This is a genomic window from Citrobacter sp. GW821-FHT02E08 (assembly GCF_059421685.1).
The window spans coordinates 233,233-248,128 of the sequence record NZ_JBWKVL010000005.1 but is presented as its reverse complement, the minus strand read 5'-3'; the positions used below and the strand labels follow the sequence as shown (position 1 = coordinate 248,128).

At 53.7% G+C, this 14,896-nt stretch carries 14 protein-coding genes; 10 read left to right on the top strand and 4 right to left on the bottom strand.

The genetic code is table 11. The features are described 5' to 3' along the window. Window positions 1-67: 67 nt before the first annotated feature. The 5 genes from prfC (at window position 68) to AC07UY_RS09540 (ending at window position 4,937) form a co-directional block, all read left to right on the top strand. Window positions 68-1,657, top strand: coding sequence for a peptide chain release factor 3 (gene prfC / locus AC07UY_RS09560; RefSeq protein WP_203359008.1), 1,590 nt, complete (start codon window positions 68-70; stop codon window positions 1,655-1,657). A 404-nt stretch (window positions 1,658-2,061) separates the two neighbouring features. Continuing rightward, a complete protein-coding gene (gene osmY, locus AC07UY_RS09555; RefSeq protein WP_192610976.1) occupies window positions 2,062-2,679 on the top strand; it encodes a molecular chaperone OsmY in 618 nt (205 codons plus the stop codon). A 127-nt stretch (window positions 2,680-2,806) separates the two neighbouring features. Continuing rightward, window positions 2,807-2,968 (top strand): DUF1328 domain-containing protein, encoded by a 162-nt coding sequence (locus AC07UY_RS09550; RefSeq protein WP_162380798.1) that lies wholly within the window; start codon window positions 2,807-2,809, stop codon window positions 2,966-2,968. 122 nt (window positions 2,969-3,090) lie between these two features. Further along, window positions 3,091-4,164, top strand: coding sequence for a patatin-like phospholipase family protein (locus AC07UY_RS09545; RefSeq protein WP_494659990.1), 1,074 nt, complete (start codon window positions 3,091-3,093; stop codon window positions 4,162-4,164). Then, entirely contained in the window at window positions 4,161-4,937 is a 777-nt protein-coding gene (locus AC07UY_RS09540) for a metal-dependent hydrolase (protein WP_494701060.1), read from the top strand. The genes AC07UY_RS09545 and AC07UY_RS09540 overlap by 4 nt, the downstream gene beginning before the upstream one ends. A gap of 73 nt (window positions 4,938-5,010) precedes the next feature. Here AC07UY_RS09540 and AC07UY_RS09535 read toward each other — a convergent pair whose 3' ends face one another. Next, window positions 5,011-5,874, bottom strand: a complete 864-nt coding sequence (locus AC07UY_RS09535) for a YjjW family glycine radical enzyme activase (protein WP_494659992.1) — start codon at window positions 5,872-5,874, stop codon at window positions 5,011-5,013. Continuing rightward, complete coding sequence (locus AC07UY_RS09530) at window positions 5,846-7,396, bottom strand: YjjI family glycine radical enzyme (RefSeq protein WP_494659993.1); 1,551 nt, start codon at window positions 7,394-7,396, stop codon at window positions 5,846-5,848. Before AC07UY_RS09530 ends, AC07UY_RS09535 begins: the two co-directional genes overlap by 29 nt. 261 nt (window positions 7,397-7,657) lie before the next feature. On the opposite strand from AC07UY_RS09530, the gene deoC reads away from it, so the two are divergent. The 4 genes from deoC (at window position 7,658) to deoD (ending at window position 11,975) form a co-directional block, all read left to right on the top strand. Next, complete coding sequence (deoC, locus tag AC07UY_RS09525) at window positions 7,658-8,437, top strand: deoxyribose-phosphate aldolase (RefSeq protein WP_494701061.1); 780 nt, start codon at window positions 7,658-7,660, stop codon at window positions 8,435-8,437. A gap of 122 nt (window positions 8,438-8,559) precedes the next feature. After that, on the top strand, window positions 8,560-9,882 hold the full coding sequence (deoA, locus tag AC07UY_RS09520; protein ID WP_203359002.1) for a thymidine phosphorylase: 1,323 nt from the start codon (window positions 8,560-8,562) through the stop codon (window positions 9,880-9,882). A 52-nt stretch (window positions 9,883-9,934) separates the two neighbouring features. After that, window positions 9,935-11,158 (top strand): phosphopentomutase, encoded by a 1,224-nt coding sequence (gene deoB, locus AC07UY_RS09515; protein ID WP_494701062.1) that lies wholly within the window; start codon window positions 9,935-9,937, stop codon window positions 11,156-11,158. 97 nt (window positions 11,159-11,255) lie between these two features. Next, complete coding sequence (deoD, locus tag AC07UY_RS09510; protein WP_203359000.1) at window positions 11,256-11,975, top strand: purine-nucleoside phosphorylase; 720 nt, start codon at window positions 11,256-11,258, stop codon at window positions 11,973-11,975. 100 nt (window positions 11,976-12,075) lie between these two features. On the opposite strand, the gene lplA is transcribed toward deoD, so the two are convergent. Both lplA and AC07UY_RS09500 read right to left on the bottom strand, forming a co-directional pair. Next, window positions 12,076-13,092, bottom strand: coding sequence for a lipoate--protein ligase (lplA, locus tag AC07UY_RS09505; RefSeq protein ID WP_494659996.1), 1,017 nt, complete (start codon window positions 13,090-13,092; stop codon window positions 12,076-12,078). Between the two features lie 67 nt (window positions 13,093-13,159). Continuing rightward, window positions 13,160-13,807, bottom strand: coding sequence for a YtjB family periplasmic protein (locus tag AC07UY_RS09500; protein WP_276292901.1), 648 nt, complete (start codon window positions 13,805-13,807; stop codon window positions 13,160-13,162). 117 nt (window positions 13,808-13,924) lie between these two features. Between AC07UY_RS09500 and serB the strand changes: the two genes are divergently transcribed. Further along, window positions 13,925-14,893 carry a phosphoserine phosphatase gene (gene serB, locus AC07UY_RS09495; protein WP_192610986.1) on the top strand — a complete coding sequence of 323 codons (969 nt, stop codon included), beginning with the start codon at window positions 13,925-13,927 and terminating at the stop codon, window positions 14,891-14,893. Window positions 14,894-14,896: the final 3 nt, after the last annotated feature.

Here is a 14,896-nt window from a genome sequence, read left to right as displayed (position 1 = left end):
AAAATAGCCGCATTTTTCGTATTCAACATGCGCGGCCTTAGCCGTGCTTACCTAAGAAGATTTGACTATGACGTTGTCTCCTTATCTGCAAGAGGTGGCCAAACGCCGCACTTTTGCCATTATTTCTCACCCGGATGCTGGTAAAACTACTATCACCGAAAAGGTGTTGTTGTTCGGACAGGCTATCCAGACCGCCGGTACTGTAAAAGGTCGTGGCTCCAGTCAGCATGCGAAATCAGACTGGATGGAGATGGAAAAGCAGCGTGGTATCTCTATTACCACCTCTGTGATGCAGTTTCCGTATCATGATTGTCTGGTAAACCTGCTGGACACCCCAGGGCACGAAGACTTCTCGGAAGATACGTATCGTACGCTGACGGCGGTTGACTGCTGCCTGATGGTGATCGACGCCGCGAAAGGTGTAGAAGACCGTACCCGTAAGCTGATGGAAGTGACCCGTCTGCGTGATACGCCGATCCTCACCTTTATGAACAAACTCGACCGTGACATCCGTGATCCGATGGAAGTGATGGATGAAGTGGAGCGCGAGCTGAAAATCGCCTGTGCGCCAATTACCTGGCCGATTGGCTGCGGTAAGCTGTTCAAGGGCGTTTACCACCTCTATAAAGACGAAACCTATCTGTACCAGACCGGTAAAGGTCACACCATCCAGGAAGTGCGCATCGTGAAAGGTCTGGATAACCCGGATCTGGATACCGCAGTCGGTGAAGAGCTGGCGCAACAACTGCGCGATGAGCTGGAGCTGGTCAAAGGCGCATCTCACGAATTCGATCATGAGCTGTTCCTGGCGGGCGAAATCACGCCGGTGTTCTTCGGTACCGCACTGGGGAACTTCGGCGTGGATCACATGCTGGACGGTCTGGTGGAATGGGCGCCACAACCGATGCCGCGCAAAACTGACTCCCGTCTGGTGGAAGCCTCAGAAGAGAAATTCACCGGTTTCGTCTTTAAAATTCAGGCCAACATGGACCCGAAACACCGTGACCGCGTTGCCTTTATGCGTGTCGTTTCAGGTAAATACGAAAAGGGCATGAAGCTGCGCCAGGTGCGTATTGGCAAAGACGTGGTGATCTCCGATGCGCTGACCTTTATGGCGGGTGACCGTTCGCACGTTGAAGAAGCCTACCCTGGCGACATCATCGGTCTGCACAACCACGGCACCATCCAGATTGGCGATACCTTCACCCAGGGCGAAATGATGAAGTTCACGGGTATCCCGAACTTCGCGCCGGAACTGTTCCGCCGTATTCGCCTGAAAGATCCGCTCAAGCAAAAACAGCTGCTGAAAGGCCTGGTCCAGCTCTCTGAAGAGGGCGCGGTGCAGGTCTTCCGTCCTATCGCCAACAACGATCTGATCGTCGGCGCGGTCGGTGTGCTGCAGTTTGACGTAGTGGTTGCGCGTCTGAAGAGTGAATACAACGTAGAAGCGATTTACGAATCGGTGAACGTGGCGACCGCACGCTGGGTCGAATGTTCTGACGTGAAGAAATTCGAAGAGTTCAAACGTAAAAACGAAATCCAGCTGGCGCTGGATGGTGGTGATAACCTCACCTATATCGCCCCAACGATGGTCAACCTGAACCTGACGCAGGAACGTTACCCTGACGTTCGGTTCCGTAAAACCCGCGAGCACTAATCTACCTTCCAGAGCGCGGTATCTCCGCGCTCTGCGACGTTTTCCCTCTTCTTCCCCCGTTGCGGAATGTTCTTAAATCCCTCTGTTTTCCTTATGATTGCCTGTTTTTTAACCACTTCAGCAAGCGATTTTGCGATTGTGATCTATATTTAACAAAGTGATGACATTTTTGACGGTTTTTACGACTGCCTGGTTTGTGAATGTTGGTTGTTAAAACTGTCACAAATTTAAATCACGATATTAAAAACTGACTCAGAAGGTACCAGGGCAGAGCTTCATCATAAGAGTTGCTGATTGTGATCTCTGCCATTGACTTCTGAACTGGGTGATTTTCACCACATTCAGCAATGCAGCCTCGTGTTGCCTGAGCTCAAATTATGAGCAAACCATACAGGAATAAATCGATGACTATGACAAGACTTAAGATTTCTAAAACTCTGCTGGCCGTTATGTTGACCTCCGCTGTCGCGACAGGCTCTGCGTTTGCAGAAACCTCTACGATGGATAAGGCGCAATCCGGGGCTGAAAGCGCAGGGCAAAAGATCGATAGCTCTATGAATAAAGTCGGTAATTTCATGGATGACAGCACCATCACTGCGAAAGTGAAAGCCGCACTGGTGGACCACGAAAGCATTAAGAGCACCGATATCTCCGTCAAAACCGACCAGAAAGTGGTGACCCTCAGTGGGTTTGTCGAAAGCCAGGCGCAGGCAGAAGAAGCTGTCAAAGTCGCAAAAGGCATTGAGGGCGTGAGCTCCGTCAGCGACAAACTTCATGTTCGTGACAGCAAATCAGATTCCGTGAAAGGCTACGCAGGCGATACGGCGACCACCAGCGAGATAAAAGCGAAGCTGCTGGCTGATGACACCGTTCCCTCCCGTAAAGTGAAAGTCGAGACCACCGATGGCGTGGTTCAGCTCTCCGGTACCGTCGATTCTCAGGCGCAAATTGAGCGCGCTGAAAGTATCGCCAAAGCGGTTGATGGCGTGAAAAGCGTCAAAAATGATCTGAAAACTCAGTAATTCTTCGTAATTTGCCCTCCTGACTTTGTCGGGAGGCGCACTGTGCACCACACTCAAACTATCGCCAATGAGCAGCCTGAGCGCTCATCTCAAGCGGTCGACATTAACTAGGGTAAAGGAGAGGCTTATGTTTCGTTGGGGCATTATATTTCTGGTTATCGCGTTAATTGCCGCCGCTCTGGGGTTTGGTGGACTGGCCGGCACCGCTGCAGGGGCAGCGAAAATTGTCTTCGTCGTAGGGATTATCCTGTTCCTGATCAGCCTGTTTATGGGCCGTAAACGACCCTAGCGCTCAATCCGTAACGTTTTGTTGATACTAAGCCAGTCTTGCGGACTGGCTTTTACGGTTTTAGCACAGGCAAAATTGCGTTACTTTGTCGCTCTATAATACAAAAGAACAGGAAGGCAGAGGTGGGGCAGCGAATACCCGTCACGCTCGGCAATATAGCGCCGTTAACAATCAACACATTCCGCCCGGGCAGCATGGCGCTGGTGTGCGAAGGGGGAGGGCAGCGGGGGATTTTTACCGCTGGGGTGCTGGATGAGTTCATGCGCGCGCAGTTCAACCCCTTTGATCTCTACTTCGGCACTTCCGCAGGGGCGCAAAACCTCTCGGCTTACCTCTGCAATCAGCCCGGCTATGGGCGCAAAATCATTATGCGTTACACCACGAAGCGCGAATTCTTTGATCCGGTGCGCTTTGTGCGCGGGGGAAATCTCATCGATCTCGACTGGCTGGTGGAGTCGAGCGCCGGACAGATGCCTCTGGCACTGGATAACGCGTCGCAGTTGTTTGAAATGGGGAAAAAGTTTTACATGTGTGCCTGTCGCGGCGATGACTACTCGCCGGTCTATTTTTCGCCAACGAAACAAAACTGGCTCGATCTTCTTCGCGCCTCCAGCGCCATTCCAGGATTCTACCGAACGGGCGTCGAACTCGATGGCATCAGCTATCTGGATGGCGGCGTCAGCGATGCGATCCCTGTTCGTGAAGCAGCAAAGCAAGGGGCAAAAACGCTGGTGGTGATCCGCACCGTCCCTTCGCAGATGTACTATACGCCACAATGGTTTAAGCGCATGGAGCGCTGGCTGGGGGAAAGTAGTTTGCAACCGCTGGTCAATCTGGTGAAGCACCACGAAGCCAGTTACAGCGCAATTCAGCGCTTTATAGAAAAGCCGCCGGGTAAATTACGTATCTTTGAGATCTACCCGCCAAAGCCTTTACAAAGCATGGCGCTGGGGAGTCGCATTCCGGCACTGCGTGAAGATTACAAAACCGGGCGTCTTTGCGGGCGATATTTCCTGGCGACGGTGGGGAAACTGCTGGCGGAAAACCCGCCGTTAATCCGCCATACGCCGAAGCTTGTGGTTCCAGGAAGGGTGGTGGTGCCAGCCGCTCCGGTGGCTAACGATGCGCATGTGAAAACCGTGAGTGGTGCGCCGCAGGCCAATGACACATCGTTCAACAGTGAGGATCTGGCGTGACCCGGTGTTTTATCGATACGCACTGTCATTTTGATTTTCCGCCTTTTTGCGGCGATGAAGTGGCCAGTATTCAGCGCGCTGCAGATGCTGGCGTCGGGAAAATCATCGTCCCGGCAACGGAGTCGGCGAACTTCTCACGTGTGCTGGCGCTGGCGGAACAGTTCCCGCCGCTGTTTGCCGCACTCGGTCTGCACCCTATTGTCATTGAACATCACGCTGACCATTGTCTGGATCAGCTCCAACAGATCCTGGAGAAACGCCCACAGAAAGTGGTGGCGGTAGGGGAGATTGGCCTGGATCTTTACCGGGACGATCCTCAGTTCGCAAGGCAAGAGTATATTCTGGAGGCGCAACTGAAACTGGCGAAACGTTATGATCTTCCGGTGATCCTCCACTCCCGTCGCACGCACGACACGCTGGCGATGCATCTTAAGCGCCAGAATTTGCCACGTACCGGCGTGGTACACGGTTTCTCAGGTAGCCTGCAACAGGCCGGGCGCTTTGTTCAACTGGGCTATAAGATTGGCGTGGGAGGCACCATTACGTATCCTCGCGCCAGCAAAACGCGTGACGTCATGGCGCGACTGCCGCTGGATGCTTTACTGCTGGAAACGGATGCACCGGACATGCCGCTGAACGGTTTTCAGGGGCAGCCGAATCGTCCGGAGCAGGCCGTCAGAGTGTTTGAGGTGTTATGCGAATTGCGCCCGGAGCCTGAAGAGGTGATTGCCGATGCGCTGTATCGTAATACGACGGCGCTTTTTCATCTTTGATTGCCGGAGGATGGTCTGTGAACGTGCTGTACCTGTAGGCCGGATAAGACGCTCTGCGTCGCCATCCGACAATTTAAAGATACAACGCCGGGAAAATCAGGTTATTCACGCCGCGATCCTGTAAGGCGCTCGCCAGGGCCTCCACGTCGTCCGGCGTTGCGCTCGGCCAGTTTCTGGCTTCGCCATACACTCCGTGGGCGTGGAAAGCATTTAATCGGATGGGAACATTTCCCAGAGTAGAGATAAATGCCGCCAGCGGGTCTATCTGTTGCAAATAATCAACCTGACCGGGAATGACCAGCAGGCGCAGTTCCGCCAGTTTACCGCGCTCTGCCAGCAGCATAATGCTGCGCTTAACCCGCGCATTATCCCGCCCTGTAAGCCGTTGGTGACACGCGTTATCCCACGCTTTAAGGTCAAGCATGACCCCGTCACACAGCGGGAGTAATTTCTCCCAGCCGGTTTCGCTCAACATACCGTTACTGTCGACCAGACAACTCAGATGACGCAGGTGCGGATCGGCTTTGACGGCCGCAAACAGTTGCAGAATAAACGGTAACTGCGTTGTGGCTTCGCCGCCGCTGACGGTGATGCCCTCGATGAACAATGATGCTTTGCGGATATGACGTAATACCTCGTCAATACTCATCGTCTGCGCCATCGGCGTGGCGTGTTGTGGGCACATCTGCAAACAGGTGTCGCACTGCTTACAGACATCAGCCTGCCACACCACTTTCCCGGCAACGAGACTCAGCGCCTGGTGCGGACAGTGAGACACACACTCTGCGCAATCATTACAGCGTCCCATCGTCCACGGATTGTGACAATTTTTACAGCGCAGATTACATCCCTGTAAAAACAGGGCCAGACGACTGCCTGGCCCGTCCACGCAGGAGAATGGGATAACCTTACTTACCGAAGCGCATCTGCTGTTCATGGCTTATTACGCGAGGTTGTCGTTCCAGAATACGTGTATTGCGTGCGGCTTCCTCTCCCAGCCAGGTGGTGTTGGTACGGGAGCCTTCGGCGCGGTATTTTTCCAGGTCTGACAAACGCACCATATAACCTGTGACGCGTACTAGATCGTTGCCGCTGACGTTGGCGGTAAATTCACGCATACCCGCTTTGAACGCGCCAAGACAAAGCTGTACCAGCGCCTGCGGATTACGTTTGATGGTTTCATCCAGCGTCAGGATGTCGCTGATCCCGGAGTGATACCACGCATGGTGCGGCGCGACGGTTTGCAGATGGGTGATGGGATCCGGTTCGTCGCCATAGGGCAGACGCGCGCCCGGCGTGGTGCCGATATCTGAACTGATGCCTGATTGCGCATGCAGCATCGCTCTTTGCTTCCAGCCGTGTTTCACCGGTGTACTTTCGACAAACCCAGCCAGTTGCTCACTGATGCGATAACCCAGCGCGTTCGCGGCCTCATCTTTCCCATACCGCGCTTTCAACCCTGCTTTTTCACACAGCAGATTGACGGCTTCCGCCAGACCATACATACCAAACATGGGCACAAAACGTTGTGGATCGATCAACCCTTCCTGCACGAGGAAGCTATTCTCAAAGAAATGTGATTTTTCGTAGAGGAAGTCACAGCGGGCATCAATGATGGAAATTTGTTGCTGACAGTAGTGCGGTAGCGTGCGCGTAAAGAAGTCATCGACAGAAGTACTGCGCTCTGCAACGGCTTTCAGGTTAAGCCTGACCAGTGTGCTGCCGCCCCCCGCAAGGGGTAAAGAGTTATAACAGCTGACGACGCCATAACCGCCTTTTGTGAAAATTTTATCATTTTCGGGGCCGTTGGAAATATGAGGTTTGCTGCATTCACAAATATTTTTTGCAACCTCAAGCAGCAAATCATCCGGAGTGATTTGCGGATCATAAATAAACGTCAGGTTAGGTGCTACCTGCTTTAACTCTGCATCTGCGCGTAAAATCGCACGTGTGACAGGGGTATCGGCAGGGCCAATATTGGCATGCATAAACGCATCAGGGAGGGTTCTGTCGAGATAGCGCCAGAAACGTTTTATTCGAATGTCGATCTCTTCTTGTGTTAGAATTCTAACATATGGTTGCAGCAGCGTATCAAGCTGACCAAGGAAGACCGGCATCGATGTTACCGAGGGCACATGGTGGTACAGAATGGTGAGCAAGGATAATGCGTCATCTAAATCCTGCGCCCCTTCCAGCTCCAGCCACTGTGAACCGTTAGCCAGAAAACGCGCATAATCAGGCAATACATAGCGGGGTTTGAAGGGGGCATGTCCTTCAAACATATCGCAAATAACGCCGTCATCCAGCGCCTGGCGGGCATCCGCGGGGAGCGCCGGATAAGGCAAGTTGTTCTCGGCCTCCAGCGCCAGGAAATGGCGTTTTTGTTCAGGGCTGAGCACCGGGCTGGCCACGATGTGTTGGCAACGTTGTTGCAGGGCGGTTTCGCTTGAAACAGGCATCTTCGTTTCCTTTTTGTACCGAAGGTTTAGCGCCATTGTAGAAAGTTACGCCACGATGGCTTTTGATCCTGATGCGCCTGTCGCATTCTCGTGGGGCCTGAAAAGGTCATTTATTTGAAGTTGATCTCATTAGAGTAATGCAAATTTGTACGTAGTTTTCATTAACTGTGATGTATATCGAAGTGTAATGGCGGATGAATGTTAGAATACTAACAAACCCGCAAGGTGAAATTTTATACGGCGATGCCGTTGGAGAATCAAATGACCGATTTAAAAGCAAGCAGCCTGCGCGCGCTGAAACTGATGGACCTGACCACCCTGAACGACGACGACACCAATGAAAAAGTGATCGCGCTGTGTCATCAGGCGAAAACCCCGGTCGGTAACACGGCTGCTATCTGCATCTACCCGCGTTTTATTCCTATTGCGCGTAAAACCCTTAATGCGCAGGGCACGCCGGATATCCGTATCGCGACAGTGACTAACTTCCCACACGGTAACGACGACATCGACATCGCGCTGGCGGAAACCCGTGCGGCAATCGCCTACGGTGCGGATGAAGTGGACGTGGTGTTCCCGTACCGCGCGCTGATCGCGGGCAATGAGCAGGTCGGTTTTGATCTGGTTAAAGCCTGTAAAGATGCCTGCGCGGCGGCTAACGTTTTGCTGAAAGTGATCATCGAAACCGGTGAACTGAAAGAAGAAGCGTTGATCCGTAAAGCGTCTGAAATCTCCATCAACGCGGGTGCAGATTTCATCAAAACCTCTACCGGTAAAGTGCCGGTAAACGCGACGCCGGAAAGCGCGCGCATCATGATGGAAGTCATTCGTGATATGGGCGTTGCCAAAACGGTTGGCTTCAAACCGGCAGGTGGCGTACGTACGGCTGAAGACGCGCAGCAGTTCCTGGCGATTGCCGACGAACTGTTTGGCGCTGACTGGGCTGACTCTCGTCACTACCGTTTCGGCGCATCCAGCCTGCTGGCGAGCCTGCTGAAAGCACTCGGCCACGGCGACGGCAAAAGCGCAAGCAGCTACTAAGGTGCTAAGTGCCTGATGGCGCTTCGCTTATCAGGCCTACGACATATCACCGTAGGCCGTATAAGGCGTTAGCCGCCATCCGGCAAAACCGCCTGCAAACTCTTTTCCTCATGGAGGTTACCTTGTTTCTCGCACAAGAAATTATTCGTAAAAAACGTGATGGCCACGCGCTGAGTGATGAAGAAATTCGTTTCTTTATTAACGGGATTCGTGACAACACCATCTCTGAAGGGCAGATTGCCGCCCTGGCGATGACCATTTTCTTCCACGATATGACAATGCCAGAACGCGTCTCGCTGACCATGGCGATGCGGGATTCAGGAACCGTACTGGACTGGAAAAGCCTGAATCTGAATGGCCCGATTGTTGATAAACACTCTACTGGCGGCGTAGGCGACGTGACCTCCCTGATGTTGGGGCCGATGGTGGCAGCCTGTGGGGGCTACATTCCAATGATCTCCGGGCGTGGCCTCGGTCATACCGGCGGTACGCTCGACAAACTGGAAGCGATCCCGGGGTTTGACATCTTCCCGGATGACGCCCGTTTCCGTGAAATTATTAAAGACGTGGGTGTGGCGATAATTGGGCAAACCAGCTCGCTTGCACCTGCGGATAAACGTTTTTATGCCACGCGCGACATTACCGCGACCGTGGACTCCATCCCATTGATTACCGCGTCTATTCTGGCCAAAAAACTGGCGGAAGGGCTGGATGCGCTGGTCATGGATGTCAAAGTGGGTAGCGGCGCCTTTATGCCAACCTATGAGCTTTCTGCCGCGTTGGCAGAAGCGATCGTCGGGGTGGCCAATGGCGCGGGAGTGCGGACTACGGCGCTGCTGACTGACATGAACCAGGTGCTGGCTTCCAGCGCAGGTAACGCGGTAGAAGTGCGTGAAGCGGTGCAGTTCCTGACCGGGGAATATCGCAATCCACGTCTGTTTGACGTCACGATGGCGCTGTGCGTAGAGATGCTGATCTCTGGCAAGCTGGCCAGTGATGATGCAGACGCGCGTGCAAAACTGCAGGCGGTGCTGGATAACGGTAAAGCGGCCGACATCTTTGGTCGTATGGTTGCGGCGCAGAAAGGGCCGACTGATTTCGTCGAAAACTACGCAAAATACCTGCCGACTGCGATGCTGAGTAAAGCGGTATACGCTGACAGCGAAGGGTTTGTTGGCGCAATGGATACCCGCGCGCTTGGCATGGCGGTGGTGTCGATGGGCGGCGGTCGCCGTCAGGCATCGGACACTATTGATTACAGTGTTGGTTTTACCGACATGGCGCGACTGGGTGACAGTGTTGATGGACAACGCCCGCTGGCGGTGATCCACGCGAAAGATGAGGCCAGTTGGCAAGAGGCGGCGAAAGCGGTCAAAGCGGCAATCAGACTTGACAACGAAGCGCCTGAAATTACACCGACAGTGTATCGTCGAATCACCGAATAGCGATATACTGATCTGATCGCTTTTTTGCAGCGCAAGATGTATGGAGAACAAGATGAAACGTGCATTTATTATGGTGCTGGACTCCTTTGGTATTGGTGCAACTGAAGATGCGGATCGCTTCGGCGACGTAGGTTCCGACACTCTGGGCCATATTGCTGAAGCCTGTGCCAATGGCGAGGCTGATAATGGTCGTAAAGGCCCACTGAATTTACCTAACCTGACCCGTCTGGGTCTGGCGAAAGCGCACGAAGGCTCTACGGGTAAAATCGCTGCCGGGATGGATGGCAACGCGGAAGTGATTGGTGCCTATGCGTGGGCGCATGAACTCTCTTCCGGTAAAGATACCCCGTCGGGGCACTGGGAAATCGCTGGCGTGCCGGTTTTATTTGACTGGGGTTACTTCAGCGACCACGACAACAGCTTCCCGCAGGAACTGCTGGATAAGCTGGTGAAACGCGGCAATTTGCCGGGCTATCTGGGCAACTGCCACTCTTCCGGCACAGTGATTCTGGACCAGTTGGGCGAAGAGCATATGAAAACCGGCAAGCCGATTTTCTACACCTCCGCTGACTCTGTGTTCCAGATTGCCTGCCACGAAGAGACCTTTGGTCTGGATCGTCTGTACGAACTGTGCGAAATCGCCCGTGAAGAGCTGACCGAAGGTGGCTACAACATTGGCCGTGTTATCGCGCGTCCGTTTATCGGCGACAAAGCCGGCAACTTCCAGCGTACCGGTAACCGTCACGATCTGGCTGTTGAACCGCCAGCGCCGACCGTGTTGCAAAAACTGGTCGAGGAGAAAGACGGTCATGTGGTTTCCGTGGGTAAAATCGCGGATATCTATGCCAACTGCGGTATCACCAAAAAAGTGAAAGCCACAGGGCTGGATGCGTTGTTTGACGCGACCCTGAAAGAGATGAAAGAGGCTGGTGACAAGACTATTGTCTTTACCAACTTTGTTGATTTCGACTCTTCCTGGGGCCACCGTCGCGATATCGCAGGATATGCTGCGGGTCTGGAACTGTTCGACCGTCGCTTGCCAGAACTGATGGAGTTGGTAGGGGAAGATGACATTCTGATCCTGACCGCTGACCACGGCTGTGACCCAAGCTGGCAGGGCACCGACCATACCCGTGAGCACATTCCGGTACTGGTTTATGGTCCGAAAGTGAAACCCGGTTCGCTGGGTCACCGTGAAACGTTCGCGGATATCGGCCAAACGCTGGCTAGCTATTTCGGCACGTCTGCAATGGACTACGGCAAAAATATGCTGTAATTGAACGCCCGGTCGCATTTGCTCACCGGGCCTTATTTTTGTAGGCCTGATTAGGCGTGGCCGCCATCAGGCATAAACAATTTAGAAGGATATAACGATGGCTACCCCACACATTAATGCAGAAATGGGCGATTTCGCAGACGTAGTTTTGATGCCGGGCGACCCGCTGCGTGCGAAGCACATTGCTGAAACTTTCCTCGAAGATGTTCGTGAAGTAAATAACGTTCGCGGCATGCTGGGTTTCACCGGGACGTATAAAGGTCGTAAGATCTCCGTCATGGGTCACGGTATGGGTATCCCGTCCTGCTCAATCTATACCAAAGAGCTGATCACCGATTTCGGCGTGAAGAAAATCATTCGTGTCGGTTCCTGCGGCGCAGTACGTACTGATGTCAAACTGCGTGATGTAGTGATCGGTATGGGGGCCTGCACCGATTCCAAAGTTAACCGTATCCGTTTCAAAGATCATGATTTTGCCGCGATTGCCGATTTCGGCATGGTGCGCAACGCGGTTGACGCAGCAAAAGCCCTGGGCGTTGACGCTCGCGTTGGCAACCTGTTCTCTGCAGACCTGTTCTACTCTCCGGACGGCGAAATGTTCGACGTGATGGAAAAATACGGCATTCTGGGTGTGGAAATGGAAGCGGCGGGCATTTACGGCGTGGCAGCCGAGTTTGGTGCGAAAGCGCTGACCATCTGCACCGTATCCGACCATATCCGTACCCACGAGCAGACCACTGCAGCTGAGCGTCAGACGACCTTCAACGATATGATTAAGATTGCGCTGGAATCTGTACTGCTGGGCGATAAAGAGTAATTTTCGTTCAGGGCAGTGTAGGCCCGGTAAGCGTAGCGCCACCGGGCAAAAAAGCCGGGTGGCGGCTTCGCCTTACCCGGCCTACAAAACCGCATTGATATTATCGAACAGCCTTCGCAATCCACGCCGACAGTTCCCGCAACGATTTTTCCTGCTCCGGGAAATCCACTAACAGCGCATCACACGCCTGTTGCAGTACATCTGAACGATACAGACAGCCTTGCAAACGAGTCGCCAACGCTTCCAGTGGCGCCGGGTTCAGACTATCGGTAAAGATCTGAGCACGGGTGATGTGGCCTCTCTCAACATCAAAGTGCAACTCCACGCCACCCCAGCTAAAGCGTTCATCCAGCAGATGCGAAAACGCCGGCGCCTGGCCAAAGTTCCATTCCCAACTGCTTTGACGGGCAAAGGTTTCGGCAAAGTTTGGTAGGTCTGGCGCTTTATCCGGTGAAATAATTTCCGCTTCCACACGCTCACCATAGTGGGCGAAAAAGGCGTCGGTTATCGCCTCGCACACCTGAGCGTGGGTAATGCCCGGCAACAGCTCGACCAGATTTGCGACGCGCGCACGCACGGAGGTAATCCCTTTGGCTTCAAGCTTCTTCTTATCCGGATTCAGATAGTTCGCCAGGCGACTCAGGTCGGCGTTGAGCAACAATGTGCCATGATGAAAACCACGATCTTTTGTTTCACGATAGGCGGAGCCGGACACTTTGCGCTCCCCATCGGGGGTTTTAACGATCAGGTCATTGCGCCCGGATGCATCAGCGGTAACGCCGAGTGAATTTAATGCCTGAAGCACAATGGCCGTTGAAATGGTTTTGTCGTATTCCGGCTTCCCCGCCATAAAGGTAAAACAGGTATTGCCGAGATCGTGGAATACCGCGCCACCGCCGCTGCTACGGCGCGCCAGACGGACGTTGTCTTCCTCCATGCGCCGGGTATTGCACTCCTTCCACGGATTTTGCGCCCGGCCAATAACCACCGTATCCGCGTTACGCCACAGGAACAAAACGCGCTGAGTGGCAGGCATCTGGCGGAAAATACACTCTTCGACCGCGAGGTTGAACCAGGGATCGTAAGAGTCTGAGATAAGTAAGCGTAGTGTCGACATGGCAGATTTCCTTTCTATAACTGACGTCTATATTAATGCTAACGTACTGGCGCTGCACTTTCGCGACTTACGGATCCTTTTTCTCGTTCTCATCCTCTTCGGGTACGGACTTACTGGCGGTAAGCAGGAAGGGGGATTGTTGCCAGCGCGTGCGTTTGCCCTGCAGAAGCGTTCGGGTTAATACCACGCCAATAGCCAGTGACAAGAGCAGCATCAGGCGTAGAATATTGGTGGTGTTATCGACCTGCTTCGCTTCGGTGGCTAAGGTGTGCGTGTCGAGCGTCAGACGCAGATAACCCAGTGGACCATTCTTCCCCTGAATAGGTTCGACTATCTGCTGGTTAAAATAGCCGCCGGCTTTTTTACCGTCCAGCGCCAGCCTGTCGCGCACATTAACGCTTTCGCCTGCACGGGTAATGAGATCGCCTTGCTCATCGTAAACTCCGGCATCCAGAATTCGGCTCTCTTCAGTGAGCTGGCGGAGTACAATGGCGATACGTTTTTCATCCGGCGTTTCGGTGCGCATTAACGGTGCGATGTTGAGCGTCACCTGATGTGCCAGCGTACGAGCCAGTTCTTCCAGTTGCGGATTTCGTTGTCGCTGATGGTTTTGACTGAACCAGGACGCACCCTGCATCAGCGCGACAAGCAGTGCGAGACAGAACAAGACAATCACTGCACGATGAAGCCGGAATTTGAGTTTTGCGCGAGCCATATTCCACCTGCTGAAAATTTGAGGCTTAATGTTGCCAGAAGCGATGGTTACAGGGTAGCCTCATGCGTTATTTTCCCCTGGATGTTTCCCGACCCGTACGATTTTACAGGAGCTTTAATGCCTAACATTACCTGGTGCGACCTGCCTGAAGATGTCTCTCTGTGGCCAGGTTTGCCCCTCTCATTAAGTGGTGACGAGGTGATGCCACTCGATTACCACGCAGGCCGTAGTGGCTGGCTGCTGTATGGTCGCGGGCTGGACAAGCAGCGCCTGACGCAATACCAGAGCAAGCTGGGGGCGGCGATGGTAATTGTCGCCGCCTGGTGCGTCGAGGATTATCAGGTTATTCGTCTGGCGGGTTCATTAACGCCGCGCGCCACAAAACTGGCGCACGATGCAAAACTGGATGTCGCCCCGCTGGGCAAGATCCCGCACCTGCGTAAGCCTGGTCTGCTGGTGATGGACATGGATTCCACCGCGATCCAGATTGAATGCATTGACGAAATCGCGAAGCTGGCCGGTACGGGTGAGATGGTGGCGGAAGTGACCGAACGGGCGATGCGTGGGGAACTGGATTTTACCGCCAGCCTGCGTAGCCGCGTGGCGACGCTGAAAGGCGCGGATGCCGATATTCTACGCCAGGTTCGTGAAAACCTGCCTCTGATGCCGGGTCTGACACAGCTGGTGCTGAAGCTGGAAACGCTGGGCTGGAAAGTGGCTATCGCCTCAGGCGGGTTCACTTTCTTCGCGGAATACCTGCGCGACAAGCTACGCTTGTCGGCGGTGGTGGCGAACGAGCTGGAGATCATGGACGGAAAATTCACGGGGAATGTGATTGGCGATATCGTTGATGCGCAGTACAAAGCCAATACGCTGGCACGCCTTGCGCAGGAGTATGAGATCCCGCCAGCGCAGACCGTGGCGATCGGCGATGGTGCCAACGATCTGCCGATGATCAAAGCGGCAGGGCTGGGTATTGCGTACCACGCCAAGCCGAAAGTGAATGAAAAGACGGAAGTGACTATCCGTCATGCCGATCTGATGGGGGTGTTCTGCATTCTCTCTGGCAGCATGAATCAGAAATAACGA

Coding starts and splice junctions, on each gene's coding strand:
- AC07UY_RS09550 (WP_162380798.1), top strand. CDS start 2,807: ATGTTTCGTTGGGGCATTATATTTCTGGTTATCGCGTTAATTGCCGCC.
- lplA (WP_494659996.1), bottom strand. CDS start 13,092: ATGTCGACACTACGCTTACTTATCTCAGACTCTTACGATCCCTGGTTC.
- prfC (WP_203359008.1), top strand. CDS start 68: ATGACGTTGTCTCCTTATCTGCAAGAGGTGGCCAAACGCCGCACTTTT.
- serB (WP_192610986.1), top strand. CDS start 13,925: ATGCCTAACATTACCTGGTGCGACCTGCCTGAAGATGTCTCTCTGTGG.
- AC07UY_RS09535 (WP_494659992.1), bottom strand. CDS start 5,874: ATGAACAGCAGATGCGCTTCGGTAAGTAAGGTTATCCCATTCTCCTGC.
- osmY (WP_192610976.1), top strand. CDS start 2,062: ATGACTATGACAAGACTTAAGATTTCTAAAACTCTGCTGGCCGTTATG.
- AC07UY_RS09530 (WP_494659993.1), bottom strand. CDS start 7,396: ATGCCTGTTTCAAGCGAAACCGCCCTGCAACAACGTTGCCAACACATC.
- deoC (WP_494701061.1), top strand. CDS start 7,658: ATGACCGATTTAAAAGCAAGCAGCCTGCGCGCGCTGAAACTGATGGAC.
- deoD (WP_203359000.1), top strand. CDS start 11,256: ATGGCTACCCCACACATTAATGCAGAAATGGGCGATTTCGCAGACGTA.
- AC07UY_RS09500 (WP_276292901.1), bottom strand. CDS start 13,807: ATGGCTCGCGCAAAACTCAAATTCCGGCTTCATCGTGCAGTGATTGTC.
- deoB (WP_494701062.1), top strand. CDS start 9,935: ATGAAACGTGCATTTATTATGGTGCTGGACTCCTTTGGTATTGGTGCA.